The 13,708-nt window shown below is 36.4% G+C and carries 15 protein-coding genes; 7 read left to right on the forward strand and 8 right to left on the reverse strand.

Annotation, left to right across the window (positions count from 1 at the left end; genetic code table 11):
- Window positions 1-16: 16 nt before the first annotated feature.
- Window positions 17-751, forward strand: coding sequence for a DUF4184 family protein (locus AC6BKE_RS13495; RefSeq protein WP_036127684.1), 735 nt, complete (start codon window positions 17-19; stop codon window positions 749-751).
- A 50-nt stretch (window positions 752-801) separates the two neighbouring features.
- Here the strand turns inward: AC6BKE_RS13495 and AC6BKE_RS13500 are convergent, their stop codons facing one another.
- The 4 genes from AC6BKE_RS13500 to AC6BKE_RS13515 all read right to left on the reverse strand — a co-directional run bounded on the left by AC6BKE_RS13500 (window position 802) and on the right by AC6BKE_RS13515 (window position 4,249).
- Window positions 802-1,509 carry a hypothetical protein gene (locus tag AC6BKE_RS13500; protein WP_036127682.1) on the reverse strand — a complete coding sequence of 236 codons (708 nt, stop codon included), beginning with the start codon at window positions 1,507-1,509 and terminating at the stop codon, window positions 802-804.
- A complete protein-coding gene (locus AC6BKE_RS13505; RefSeq protein ID WP_036127678.1) occupies window positions 1,502-2,374 on the reverse strand; it encodes an ABC transporter ATP-binding protein in 873 nt (290 codons plus the stop codon). Before AC6BKE_RS13505 ends, AC6BKE_RS13500 begins: the two co-directional genes overlap by 8 nt.
- 133 nt (window positions 2,375-2,507) lie before the next feature.
- Window positions 2,508-3,524 (reverse strand): ABC transporter permease, encoded by a 1,017-nt coding sequence (locus tag AC6BKE_RS13510; RefSeq protein WP_499856912.1) that lies wholly within the window; start codon window positions 3,522-3,524, stop codon window positions 2,508-2,510.
- Window positions 3,521-4,249 (reverse strand): ABC transporter ATP-binding protein, encoded by a 729-nt coding sequence (locus AC6BKE_RS13515; RefSeq protein WP_499856913.1) that lies wholly within the window; start codon window positions 4,247-4,249, stop codon window positions 3,521-3,523. The genes AC6BKE_RS13510 and AC6BKE_RS13515 overlap by 4 nt, the downstream gene beginning before the upstream one ends.
- Window positions 4,250-4,365: 116 nt before the next feature.
- On the opposite strand from AC6BKE_RS13515, the gene AC6BKE_RS13520 reads away from it, so the two are divergent.
- Window positions 4,366-4,962 carry a TetR/AcrR family transcriptional regulator gene (locus AC6BKE_RS13520; protein ID WP_499856914.1) on the forward strand — a complete coding sequence of 199 codons (597 nt, stop codon included), beginning with the start codon at window positions 4,366-4,368 and terminating at the stop codon, window positions 4,960-4,962.
- A gap of 448 nt (window positions 4,963-5,410) precedes the next feature.
- Here the strand turns inward: AC6BKE_RS13520 and AC6BKE_RS13525 are convergent, their stop codons facing one another.
- Complete coding sequence (locus tag AC6BKE_RS13525; protein ID WP_089932100.1) at window positions 5,411-6,310, reverse strand: hypothetical protein; 900 nt, start codon at window positions 6,308-6,310, stop codon at window positions 5,411-5,413.
- A 414-nt stretch (window positions 6,311-6,724) separates the two neighbouring features.
- Complete coding sequence (locus tag AC6BKE_RS13530) at window positions 6,725-7,282, reverse strand: hypothetical protein (protein ID WP_499856915.1); 558 nt, start codon at window positions 7,280-7,282, stop codon at window positions 6,725-6,727.
- A gap of 289 nt (window positions 7,283-7,571) precedes the next feature.
- On the opposite strand from AC6BKE_RS13530, the gene AC6BKE_RS13535 reads away from it, so the two are divergent.
- From AC6BKE_RS13535 to AC6BKE_RS13550, 4 genes are read left to right on the forward strand one after another with little or no spacing between them, the layout of a single operon-like run.
- A complete protein-coding gene (locus AC6BKE_RS13535; RefSeq protein WP_499856916.1) occupies window positions 7,572-8,144 on the forward strand; it encodes a class I SAM-dependent methyltransferase in 573 nt (190 codons plus the stop codon).
- Window positions 8,144-8,731 (forward strand): DedA family protein, encoded by a 588-nt coding sequence (locus tag AC6BKE_RS13540; RefSeq protein WP_499856917.1) that lies wholly within the window; start codon window positions 8,144-8,146, stop codon window positions 8,729-8,731. The genes AC6BKE_RS13535 and AC6BKE_RS13540 overlap by 1 nt, the downstream gene beginning before the upstream one ends.
- A gap of 53 nt (window positions 8,732-8,784) precedes the next feature.
- The gene (locus AC6BKE_RS13545; protein WP_271912643.1) at window positions 8,785-9,486 is read left to right on the forward strand and encodes a response regulator transcription factor; all 702 of its coding nucleotides are present in this window, start codon (window positions 8,785-8,787) and stop codon (window positions 9,484-9,486) included.
- A complete protein-coding gene (locus tag AC6BKE_RS13550) occupies window positions 9,470-10,987 on the forward strand; it encodes a sensor histidine kinase (protein ID WP_499856918.1) in 1,518 nt (505 codons plus the stop codon). The genes AC6BKE_RS13545 and AC6BKE_RS13550 overlap by 17 nt, the downstream gene beginning before the upstream one ends.
- A 6-nt stretch (window positions 10,988-10,993) precedes the next feature.
- Here AC6BKE_RS13550 and AC6BKE_RS13555 read toward each other — a convergent pair whose 3' ends face one another.
- Together AC6BKE_RS13555 and AC6BKE_RS13560 are read right to left on the reverse strand one after the other, a co-directional pair.
- A complete protein-coding gene (locus tag AC6BKE_RS13555) occupies window positions 10,994-11,299 on the reverse strand; it encodes a hypothetical protein (protein ID WP_499856919.1) in 306 nt (101 codons plus the stop codon).
- A gap of 198 nt (window positions 11,300-11,497) precedes the next feature.
- Window positions 11,498-12,391 (reverse strand): LysR family transcriptional regulator, encoded by an 894-nt coding sequence (locus tag AC6BKE_RS13560; protein ID WP_499856920.1) that lies wholly within the window; start codon window positions 12,389-12,391, stop codon window positions 11,498-11,500.
- A gap of 100 nt (window positions 12,392-12,491) precedes the next feature.
- Between AC6BKE_RS13560 and AC6BKE_RS13565 the strand changes: the two genes are divergently transcribed.
- A complete protein-coding gene (locus tag AC6BKE_RS13565; RefSeq protein WP_499856921.1) occupies window positions 12,492-13,673 on the forward strand; it encodes a YbfB/YjiJ family MFS transporter in 1,182 nt (393 codons plus the stop codon).
- Window positions 13,674-13,708 lie beyond the last annotated feature (35 nt).

Raw genomic sequence — 13,708 nt, forward strand, 5'->3', positions numbered from 1 at the left:
GTGGGAGGTGGCTTATATGCCATTAACATTCGCACATCCAGCCGCAATTTTACCTTTTTCAAGACGAAGTAAGTACATCCATTTTTCAGCACTTGTACTAGGAAGTATGGCACCTGATTTTGAGTATTTTTTTAGAGGTAGACCAATAGGTGAGATAGGTCATAGCTTAACGGGATTTTTCATTTTTAATTTACCTCTTATTATTGTGATTTACATCATTTATTGTAAGTATGTTCGGCAGCATGTAGTTCATCATTTACCAGTATGTTTACAGGATACAGCTAACCAAACAACTTCCAGGAGTAAACGACTCAATGTCATTGTCTTTGGTTATTCAGCGTTTTTGGGTATGCTCACACATGTCATTTGGGATTCCTTTACACATAAAAATGGATTTATGGTTTCGCATCTATCTATTTTATCAGAAACAATGCCCATTTTCGGTTTTCAATTCCCCCTTTATAAATACTTACAGCATGGCAGTACTTTAGTAGGCATTACGTTGATTATCGGTTATGTCTATGTTAGAGCAGCCCATCAATCAACGAATTCATTGCTCACTATTCATCCTAAACAAAAATTATTTTTCTGGATACAGGTACTTGGATTAGCAATCTTCTATGTATGTTGCTGGTCTATTATAGATGGGGTATCAGTTAGCAATTATGGTGTATGGGTGGTCCGTATGATTGATTCATTTTTCTGTAGCTTGCTAACCATTTGTTTATTGAAAACATATTGGCAAAAATAAATAATAACGAGCATGACAGGACTTCCTTTAAGTGGGAGTCCTTTTGTTCGTTACCTCCTTTTCAGTTTGGATAAAAAGAAAAATACATAGATAACGAAGCTAGCATAAACTAGTATCCAGATGAACTGCCAATAGAACTTACTAGGGATGGATTTTATTTGATCGCCAACAGTCATTATTTCTAAAGAAAGATGGAGTGGTGGTAGAACCAAAATAAGACCTTTCATTTGCGGGATTGAATCTTTTAACGTTGCGACTACCAAGGTTAATAATAAGACGCTAATGACTCCCCACCAAGTGTTTTGTTTATTTTTGACAAGCTCTCTTGTAAAGATAGCAGAGAGAGCAATCCCCAAAATCGCTAAGCTAACATGAGAGAGAAATCCAAGAAATAGGTGTGTAAAGCTTGGTTCCTCGGCAAAAGCATGGATAGCTGTGGGATAAATAACAGAAACCATACTTAAGCTAAAAGCAATCAAAATGGCAATTATAAACAGGCTGAAATGATAAGATGTCGCACCATTTGCATGTAATATCGTTATCATTTTTTGCCCTTCATCCTCTGAATGAAATAGTGTGACGGTAAACCAGCCCATCAGGAAAAAGAGGATTATAGAGGTAAATGAAAAGCTATCTAATATAGGGTTTGGGACGAATGTGTAGTTAACAACAAGACATAAAATAAAAATAGAAAAAGGTGGAATATACTGATAGGTTCTCAAATAATTTTGTAACTGATATCGGCCTAAACTAATCATGTTGTATGAACTTCTCCTTATCATTGATCGGTATGAGTTGTTTAATAGAAGCGTTTTTATCAAGTAGCTGTTGTAAAAGATGGTCAGTACGCTGTGCTTGGATATGGACAATCACTTCATAAAAACCATTCGCTAATGGTGATTGCTGCTGTATTTCCGTTACATGTAATAGATCTTTTATGTATGTAATATTCGAAATTTCAAAAATTAATTGATTGTAGGTTGTAGGAGTAACAGATAAATCCGTTTGCATCACTTCTTTATGGTGAATCATTAGAATCGTATCAACGACATGCTCCAGTAGCTTTGTTTCGTGACAGGATAAGATAATCGTCATCCCTTGTTGTTTGAGCGTCTTCAGTGTTTCTTCCAAATCATTCTGTGTTTGCAAATCCAGCCCTGATAAAGGTTCATCTAATATTAACAAGTCCGTTTCGTTGAGCATAGCCTGCATAATCATTATTTTTTGTTTCATACCTTTAGAAAAATGGGTCATTCTAGTATCCTGTACATCTTCCAGATGAAATAGTATTAATAAATCATTTATTCTCGATAAAAGTTTTTGTTTAGCCATCCCACGGATTCGCCCCATATGCTGAAGATATTCCTTGGGGGTAAATAGAATAGTGGAAGGGGCAACCTCTGGTACATAGCCAATGTTTAAAGCTTGTTTAGAAGACATAAAGGAACCATTGTCTGGCGTAATAAGCCCAGCAATCATTTTTAAGAGCGTGCTTTTGCCAGATCCGTTTTTTCCAACAATAGCAATTATTTGATTGTCGTAGATGGTAAAGGAGACATTTTCTAAAATGGAAGTACCTCTGTATTGCTTAGTGATGTTTCGTGCGTCGAGCAATATGTTCATCAATCTGCACCTACTTATACTGAAATTCATTCATTTCATTGTAAATGATTTGTAGTATGTATGGCAAAAGAAACCATTTTTATTGAAAAACAGTAAGGAGCTGTTGATGATGAACAGAACCTTACTGTATTTTTTACAGCGACCGATATTTTTTTAAACTAATGATATTTAAGGTAATAAATACTACAGCGAAACAAGCAAGAATACTGAGATTCATTATAATATCATTGAAGGAATAACCTTTATACATAACCCCATTTAATGCGTCCGCTGCGTAGTAAAGTGGCATGATACGTCCAATATTTTGAAGCCATTCCGCCATACTATCAAGCGGAAAAATGCCTGAAAAGAATACTTGTGGAACAATAACAAGCGGAATAAATTGCATCATTTGGAATTCTGAAGCGGCAAAGCTTGAAAGCAGGGCACCTAAGGATAACGATACAAGGGCAATCATCATATTAATGAGTAAGACAAGCCAAATGGAGCCTACATGGACAATATCAAGCACATAGATACCAAACAGTACGATAATAATTGTTTGTAGGAAGGCAAATAAACCATAACCGACCATATAGCCTGCTACAATTTCTGAGCGTTTGATAGGTGTTGCAAGTAAACGTTCCAATGTCCCAGATGTTCGTTCCTTTAACAAGGCAATCCCTGTAATTAAAAAGACAAAGAAAAATACGAAGAAGCCAATGAGCATGGGACTAAATATATCAAAAATGGCCGTATCCTTATCACCATAAACATAGTCTGTTTCTAAACTATCTATGGAGTCTTGAGAAGTCTGTAAAAGTTGAGCAAGCTGCATTGTTAAAGCTTTTGACTGGGAAGGATCATCATTTAATAAAGTTAACTTTAGTTCGTTTTGCTCTATTGCTAGCCATCCATCATACTCTTTGTCCTGTAGCTGTTTTTTCGAAAAATCATTTTCTTCAATAATTGTAAAATCCGTCTCTTTCAATTTGTCAATCAATGGTGCGGGACCATTAGAGACGACAAGTGTGACAGAAGCCTCGTTACTATTGAAAATAAAATACATTAATGACAAGACAAGAAGTGGGGCTAAAAATAATAAAGCAAGTGTCCGCTTATCTCGTTTCATTTGTTGTATGATTCTTGTGACGATAGCACCCATTCTCATTGTACGTCACCTCCAGCCTTTAAAAACACTTCATCAAAATCTTTTGCCTGATAATAGGCTTTTAATGCCTGTGGTGTACCTTGTGCAATAATATGCCCGCTTCTGAGCATAGCTAATTGATCGCATCTTTCCGCTTCATCCATCGCATGTGTCGTCACTAAAATCGTTTTATGTTCGTGTTCTTTTAAACGAATAAGTTCTTGCCAAATTTCCTTTTTTAAAACAGGATCAATGCCAACCGTTGGCTCATCTAAAATCAATACCTTAGGATTTTGAATAAGGGCAATGGCAAGGGACAGCCGACGTTTCATACCTCCAGAATAATTCATCACTTTAAGCTGTAAGTCATCGGTCAAACGAACAAGGCTTGCGGCATAGGCTACACGCTCCATTTGCTCCGCCTTCGATAATGAATAAAGCTTGGCAAAAAAATGTAAATTCTCTTCACCAGTTAAATCCGTATAAAGTGCATCTGACTGTGCCATATAGCCAATATCATTCAATAATTGCTTATGTGGAACAGCTAAATCTAATACTTCAATAGTGCCATTATCAGGCTTTAGCATGCCCATAATCATTTTAATTAGCGTTGTTTTTCCACAGCCTGACGGACCAAGTAAGCCCATCAATTGTCCCTTGGGAATATTTAAGGTAAGGGGGGCAATAACTTGCTTATGTTGAAATCTTTTTTCAAGGGTTTTAATAGAGATTGCATGGTTTCCCATATGGATCTCACTCCTTCACTGAACACTATGTTGATTTGATAAAAATTTTACGGTAGCATGTGAACAAATACAATCAACAGTTTGCCTGTAAGTGTTAAGTAACTGGAGGGAAGTTTGTGTCTGTACATGAAAAGATGAATTTTGAAACAAAGCAAGCCATTAAAAAGGTTTTTATCCAGCAAGTAGAGGAGGTCGGCTTTGAACGTGTGACCGTCAAAAATTTAGCGTTAACTGCCCAAATCAATCGTGGAACGTTTTATTTACATTATACGGATAAATATGACGTAATGGAGGATTTGCAACAGGAGCTATTAATGGAATTAGAACGCTATGTCAAACATGTTCAACCAGTGGAAGCATTCCAAACATTAAAAATGGGTCAATTCTATCAACCCTTTATTAAAGTGATAACATGTATAAAAGAGCATGCAACAGCCTTTCGTATGTTATTAGGAGAGCAGGGAAGTCCAGCTTTTACACAAAAGATGAAAACTATCTTTGGCAATCATATTTTGGACAGATTATCAGTGATTCGCGAGGAAGTAAAGGATCCAGAATTTCAGCAATACTTACAAGCCTTTATCGCATCTGCCATTCTGGGTGTAATTCAGGAGTGGCTTGACAAAGGCAATGAAAATTTAACGGTAGAAGAAATGGTCGCTCTCCATTTTCGATTATTACGATTTTTAGGAAATGTAGTAGCCAATAGTTAACGGCACTGTAGCGGTTGGGGATGATAATTGTCAATCTCGTTTAACGAAAAATGACTAGCTAAACTATCGCAAAGTACACCAATTAGAAAATGACTGCCAAGCATCCACCGGTAAGAGCAATCTAGTTGAATATTATCTGAACCGAACAATGTATAGATTGCCCCCTATTATTAAGTGCTTCAATGTGATAAAAGATATTAAAAATTCCAGCACGATAGGCATAGCAAGTTTTAAAGCCTTACTGCTACAACAAAAATAGACCGAAATTTAGCAGCAATAGCCTTGTTATGTTTAGCTCATAAGAAAACAACATTTCGAAGATTGTCACCAAGGTAGTAATAGTAAGGAGTATAAATGGCTAACGCATTATACGTATATAAAAAAGAACATGACGATGAGCCTTTTAGCTAGTCTCACGCATGTTCTGATGATAACCCTTTGTTCAAATTTATTTGTCATAATAATCGTTCAATGCCACTTCCAAGCGTTCTTCTAAATGCTGAGAAATATAGCTTAGCACAAATTGCTCTTTATCCATTTCAATTTGAGCTGACTTGAACATTTTAGTGAAAAAACTTACTTTATGCTTCTCTGAAAAAAGCCGTAATGCTTCCGTTCGCAAAGTAGATACAATCTCATTTTCTATATGACGCTCTCTAATCTTCTGCACAATATCCTTCACACTGTTTTCTTGTAGCTCTGAAATTTGCTGTTGGAGATGTTCATTTTCTTGTTTCAGTTCTACTGTTTCTTTTTGAATTTCCTCTACTTGAAGAGCGGAGTCTGCAGATAATCGCTGAATGTTTTGAGCAAGAAAATCCTGATTGATGTTTACTTGTAATGTTCCTTGCTCTTCATCTGGCAAAATCTGAAAGAGGCCAGTTTGAATCATCTGCTGTAGGACGTTTCCAAGCACATCAATTTTATGTGATAAATCATCAGAATCCATAGTTGTTGCGGTAATTTGATGTTTCAGCAATTGACCATTATCATCAATGCCTAGCAATAATTTTATCCCCCTCACACGATACTCATCCTTCAATAATAAAATCATTCTTAGCCTTACTATAGCAGGCAGGTTTAAACGAATATTACCATTCACATTCGGCGATGCATTGTCAAAAATGTATTGTTCAAATGGTTTTAAATAGTAGCGAAGCATAGCGTCTGTAATATCAAACCAGCCCGCGACTTCTGCTATTGTATAGTGTTTGGATTCATCGATGTCTGTTAAATAGGCATCCTGATAAAGATTCTCCTCTAAAGGCGTATGTTGTAGTGCAACAAACAATGGGTCATCTTGCACAATTCCAAGTACCATTTCTTTTGCATCATTTACTTTAAGCATCCTTTCACACCCCACTTTATTTTTCCCATGACTAATTGTTCTCTATATAGGTTTCTATTCGTTTGGCAGCAATTGTATGCCTATTTTATGTAGGAAATAATCATTAGAACAATGGACCTTTTAATCTTTTATGACTCTTGAGGAAAAAAGTCGTTCTCAGTGGGAATGTATTGATACATAAGTGATAGCGGGGGACACATATAATGTCTACTCCAATGTGTACCTCAAAATTTAATAAATCATACAAACTTCAGCAAGTAATATGTGAGGAACTAAAGAAAGACTCAAAAATCAAATTAGTTTTCAAAAACACCCTCCAACTGTTTGGAAGGTGTTCTAATAATTTAAAATTGAATTCCTGGTGACTTTTCATTGTGTACTTCATATTTGAAAAGCCGATTTTACTTAAAAACACTATGTACTATAGTAATATGAAGCTATCTTTTTCAAGTCAGATGCTTGGAAATTAGCTAAATCAATCTTGTCCATATCCGTCCTTTTAATGACCGTGGTCATTGCAGACCCAGTAGTAGGGTTACCATAATCATCTTTGAAGTGATCTTGCCAATTGATGTGGATATTACCCATATCCTCTACATCCTTTAAAATTTTAAGTAATTTAACTGTATTTTGTTGAGCATCATTTAGCTTTTTCTTTTTTGTTATGGAATCATCAATCATCAGCTTTAAATAATAGGTATCTCCCATGCTTTCAACCCTAATATCTCGATCGCGGCCATCAGTTGTAGTAGTTCCAAATAAATCAGCAGCTATCTTGGCAATACGTTCCTCTAGGGGGATACTTGTATCATTTGCAGCTTTCATATCAATAACGATGGTATCATTTTTCTCCTTTAATTCCTTTTCAGAAATTTTCTGATCGTCACCAATCCTTGTAGTTCCAATAGCACCAATTACAATAAATGTGATGATTAAAATAAACCACCATTTTTTATAAAAAGGTTTATTCATAAATGTTGTCTCCTTACATAATTCGTTATTCTATTAAATTATATCAATAATGGGAGGTATTGTCAGTGGTCACTCCATATAGCTATTTGTCAAAAATTACTCCTCTCAAAGAATGAGTAATTTTTTATATTAACTTACAAATATTTCATACAAAGATGTAACCATTATGGAATCAACCAAATATTGTAAAAACTTAAGAAAAAGTTAAGAATTCTCCTTGCAAATCTTTAAGAAATGCTCTTTATAGTTAGAACCATCAACAATGTAAGCAAAGCGAGGAGAAAACGACATGCAACTCATTACCTTCCTAACTGAATTTATCAAACATCCGAAAACAATTGGAGCAATATCACCTAGCTCCAAAAAGTTGGCTCATAAAATGGTACAACCCATTTGCTTTGAAACGGCTCAATGCATTGTCGAGCTTGGACCAGGGATGGGTTCCTTTACTACAGAGCTTGTGAAAAGAAAGCAGCCAGCTACATTGCTTATTCTCATTGAACATAATGCGATTTTTTGTGAAAAGCTACGTCATCAATTTGCACATGAAGCCAATGTTGTGGTAGTCAATGGCTCAGCAGAAAACTTAAGGCAGTTTATGGACGAACTCCATATAGAAAAAATTGATTATGTCATTTCTGGGCTGCCATTTACCTCTTTAAAGTCTGATGTATCATGTTGTATTTTAAGCAATGTGAAGGATTGTTTACGCAATGGAAAATTTATAACATTCCAATATTCACTTGTGAAAAAAGCATTCTTTCAAACATATTTTGAAGATATTTCTCATGAAAAAGTATGGATGAATATGCCGCCAGCATATGTACTAAGCTGTAAACTTGGTCATACGAGGGCTAGTTAATGGAGCTACAGGATCTTTTAGGATTCATTGAACAATATGGCTATTTTGCTTTGTTTTTTAGTTTATGGTTAGGCATTATAGGGATGCCGCTACCAGATGAGATGATTGTGATGAGTGGTGGCTTTTTATCTTCGTTAGAAAAAATGGTCGTATGGAAATCCTTTTTACTGACCTATTTAGGTGTTGTTTCGGGGCTTTCACTAGGGTATTTCCTTGGTAAAATCTTTGGACATCGAGTGCTCGACAAACTTATCAAAAAGAAAAAGGCAAAATACCTTGTAAAATCAAAGGAATTACTAAATAAATATGGTCGCTTTGCATTAGTTCTGAGCTATTTTATTCCGATTGTTCGACATATCCTACCGTACTTGGTGGGGATGAATAATATGCCCTTTAAAACGTATGCCTTGTTTTCCTATACAACAGGCTTTGTTTGGACATTGATGTATTTTACACTTGGTTTATTATTTGGCAGTCAAATGGAAGTTATTTCGATGCTGGCTATTAAATATGGTATTTATTTTGGAATTTTCAGCGTAATCATCAGCAGTTTTTATTATTTTTATATACGAAAATTAAAAAAATAGTTAAAATGAGGAAACGTTATAATGGACAAATATTTGATTATTGGTGGGGTTAGATGAGTAAAGAAACCATTTTAATTGTAGATGATGAAAAAGAGATAAGAAATCTTATCGCTATTTATTTAAAAAATGAAGGCTATCATGTGCTAGAGGCTTGTGATGGGGATGAAGGCTTACAGCTATTAAAGAAGCATCAGGTGCACTTAATTGTATTGGATTTAATGATGCCTAAAGTGGATGGTACTGAAATGTGTATGAAGGTAAGAGAAATTGCGGAAATGCCTATTATTATGCTGACAGCAAAATCTCAGGATATGGACAAGATTGTTGGCTTAACAATAGGCGCTGATGACTATGTGACAAAGCCCTTTAATCCGTTAGAGTTACTTGCCCGCATTAAATCACAGCTTCGTCGCTATCTGAAAATGAATGGCATGAATAGCAGCAATAGTGAAGAGCTGGAAATCGGTGATTTACGTATTAATACTGCAACACATGAGGTTTTTGTCAATAATGAAAAAGTCAAGTTAACACCAAGAGAGTTTGCGATTTTAGAATTGCTTGTCCGTAATCCAGGCATCGTGATGAGTGCAGAGCAAATTTATGAAAGGGTTTGGAAAGAGGAGGCTTTTCAATCAGAAAATACAGTGATGGTCCATATACGTAAAATTCGAGAGCGAATTGAAACAAATCCAAGAAATCCTCAATATATCAAAACAGTATGGGGAGTAGGATATAAAGTTGAAAAAGATCTTTAGGTTTTTATGTAAGCTCATAGGGCTCTTCAAACAAATCGGTACGAAGATAAAAAACAATATTCAGCGTAGCATTCGAATTCAACTATTTACAACGTTTATCTTATGTGCGCTGGGCAGCTTTTTGGTGTCACGTGCAGTCCTCCCATTGTTTGAGAATATCAATGAGACCGTGATGGTGGATTATAGTGCCAGTATGCAGATGATGTATTATAAGGCACAAGATACAGCAGAATTAGCGATCCAAGAAAATAGTGTTAATGTGTTAAAGCAATGGATTGACCAAGAAAATGACAAGGTGGACAGTGACCAGAATGCTTTACAAATTATTGTGACAGATGAGGGCGGGAAGATTTTATATAAAACCAAGCAGGTCAAAGAGCAAGAAATTGCTCTGCATGAAGAAATAAGAAATGTCATGGATTTTGCAATCAATCAACCGTTTAACCATACGTATCCAGGTGCGATAGAAACATCACGAGAGGCATTTACCACGTTAGTGCCGCTAACCCTGCAAGATAAAAATTATTATTTCTTCGTGAGTGGGCTTCCACAAGGTGAAGCGATAACTAGTACAAGTGAAGGGCCCATACCTTTTTTCATTGGGGTTATTTTGTTTATCGTATCTTTTTTCTATAGTACCAAGCGTAAAATGAATCAAATTGAGGCATTGGCAGAGGGGGTTATGGTCATCGCAAAAGGAAATTTAGCTTATCGTATTGAGAAAAAAGGACAAGATGAAATTGCATTACTAACCGATAATATTAACCAAATGGCGGAAGAAATTATGACAAGCATCGAAATGGAGCGAAAAATCGAGCAACAAAAAAATGAGCTTATTACAAATGTTTCACATGACCTGAGAACACCTCTTACGTCTATTATGGGTTATTTACGTTTATTAAGCGAAGAGAAGTATGAGACGAAAGAGCAGTATGACGAATATTTGAAAATAGCTTTTTCTAAATCTGAGCAATTGAAAAATTTAATTGATGATTTATTTGAGTATACCAAGCTAACGAATGATAAAAATACAATAGTACGACAACAGGTTTGTGTGAATGAGCTACTCGATCAACTAATGGAGGAATTAGTGCCCTTAGCAGAGGAAAAACAACGTATTTTTATGAAACACTTTTCTGAAGAAAAAATTTTTGCAGCGCTTGATTCGGAAAAAATTGTTCGTGTGTTTGATAATTTACTCATTAATGCTATTAATTATAGCGCTGATGATGGAAAAATTATGGTTTCTCTTGAAGGGCAAGACGATCATATGCGTATCTGCGTGGCAAATCAAAGTGATGCCTTTACAACGGAGGAGCTTGATAGTTTATTCGAGAGATTTTATAAAAAGGATCAAGCGAGAACAAATGTTACAGAAGGTTCGGGACTTGGATTAGCGATTGCCAAAAGCATCGTAGAGCTCCATGGAGGAACGATTCACGCTAAATATAAAAACGAGACATTGTACTTTATTATTACATTGCCATTAGCAGCTTCATAAGTTCAATTACAGTGGAAGAATGTAAATAGCATGCTGTCTGTGTTTATGATGACCTAGCATTTCCTGCATGGTTGCTAGGAGAGCTGTGTCCTTGATGAAGAGTTGAATTTCTGTTTGCTTGTATTGTTTTTGAAAGTCAAAAATATAGTCTGTAATGATTTGTAAGTTATAGTGGTTTTGAATCTCTACCTCGACGAAAAACGGCAGTGTTAACTCTGGCAGTTTTGTGCTCCCTCCACGACGAATCCAGACCGCTTCCTGCACATAGTAGCGGATAGGTAATTGTCGATTACTAGCGATAAAAATATCCATAAAAAGCTCCCTTCAGTATGTAATTACAGCCTAAAGGAAATGTATTCAGTCGTCAAAAGAAAACATAAGCTGCTCAGCCAAGGATTATGTGCTGAACAGCTTTTTAGTAGAAGGTGGATAGTAAAGGATAGCGTTACTAAAGTGGTGGATAGCGTTATCAAAGTGATGGATAGCAATACCAAAGTGATAGAAAGCATTTCAAAACTTTTGGCTAGTATTCTCGCAACGTTGGTAAGCATCAAGAGATTCTAAAAAATACTGTAGTATAGGAGACTGTACATCATCCTTACGATAAATAAACCACGTAGGAATTTGTGCTTGCTTGTTCGTGATCGCATGCAGTGCCAATGCTTGTGTGGCACTATATTTTTCCGCGATGGCACGAGGAAGTAAGGTAAAACCTAATCCCGCAGCAACACAGCCTAAGATTCCATCAAGTGTTCCAAACTCCATTCGATTTTGTGGGCGTACACCATCCTCATGTAACCAATGATCTAAAATAGCCCGATAGGAACAGCCATGACGGAATGTAATTACAGTGCTACTCGCTAAATCTCGCAGCTGCTTAATTGGTTTATGCTTGCTAGATGTGACAATAACAAGCTCCTCGTAGACAAACTCCTTTACCAATAGATTTTCTTTATAAACAGGTCCAGTGACAAATGCACCATCTAATTCATAATTTTCTAACCGGTCAATATTATCCTGTGAAGGGCTTGTCAAAATGGTAATATCCACCTGTTCATGAGCTTGATGAAATATGGTTAATAACGCTGGTAAGTGTAGTGCTGCAGTCGTTTCCATTGATCCAATTCGTAATACACCTTTTGGTTCTCCTGTATCCTGAACAATCTCAAAGGATTTTTCATAGAGGTGAAGCATTTTTAAGACTAGCTCGTAAAATTGTTCTCCTTTCGGTGTAAGCTGTATTCCACGATGTCCGCGATAAAAAAATGTTGTGCTATACAGCGTCTCAAGACTTTGAATTTTCATAGAGATGTTGGATTGCGTGTAATTAAGTGCTGTGGCAGCTTTAGAAAAACTACCTGTTTGGACGACTGTCCGAAAGGTCGTTAAATCATTAATATTCATAGATCCTCCAACTATCAGTTTTTTTGATACCTATTATAACGAATTAAGTCTATTTGTGATATCTGGATATTTGTTATAGTAAATTGGAAGGAGTGATTCTATGCACAAGCAAACGATTCAATATGTAATTGGTGGGATTTTTACATTGGTAATCGCCATGGGCATCGCTCGTTTCTCCTATACAGTTATTTTACCGTATATGCAAGAAACATTTGAATTTAGCCGTGCAACAGCAGGATATTTAGCCACAAGCAATTATTTAGGCTATTTAGTAGGAGCATTGGTGGCAGGGCGTTTACCTATATCAAATAAACGCATTCCTTTTTTACAGCTAGCACTCGTTATTAGCATTTTAACTACTGCCTTCATGGGCATTACGAATGCAATCCTTATATGGTACATACTGCGGTTTATCTCAGGTGTAATGAGTGCCTTTATTTTTGTCGTCATTGCGAGCCTTGTCCTTGATCAGTTAGCTAGCAGTCGTAACATGCATCTATCAGGACTTTTCTATAGTGGGGTAGGGACAGGTATTGCTTTAAGTGCCATCATTGTTTCACCAATACATGCCATTTTTCAATGGAATGGAACTTGGATTGCTTTAGCTCTGTTTTGTGTCGTATTGTTTGTGCTGATTATAAGATTCATCAAACCGATCCCACCGTATGAACAACACTTAGTAAGTCAAGCCATTGCGCCTCAGAAAGCTCCACCGAAGACGTGGCTAAAATGGTTAATCATAGCCTATAGCCTTGAGGGGCTTGGCTATATTGTCACAGGTACCTTTATTGTGTCGATTGCACAGGAGTCAACAAGCTTTCATGGAGATGCAGCTTTTGTATGGTTTGTAGTGGGCGTTGCGGCAATTCCTTCATGTATTGTATGGTCGAAGCTAGCACAGCATTATGGCTATGTAAGAACATTACTGATCTCTATGCTATTGCAAGCGTTTGGTATCGTGTTACCTGCATTCACAACGAATACGCTTACCCTTTATGCCAGTGCCTTTATTTTTGGTGCAACCTTTATGGGCATTACAACAGTTGGCACAACATTAGCAAGACATATTGTACCGATAAACAGTCATCAAATTATAGGCTATTTAACTGCTGGTTATGCATTTGGCCAAATGATTGGCCCATCCATAGCAGGGACAATGGCGAATATGACGAATAGCTATCAGTATGTATTGATAGGCGCTGCCGCCGTAGTAGTGCTTGGGGCTCTATGTTTAATTGGTGGGGTAAAATATGATAGGACGACTGCTCCCATAAGTAAATAAAAAAAGTAAGTAAGACCTATCTGCGTCTTACTTAC

The organism is Lysinibacillus sp. COL-1, from assembly GCF_059814265.1.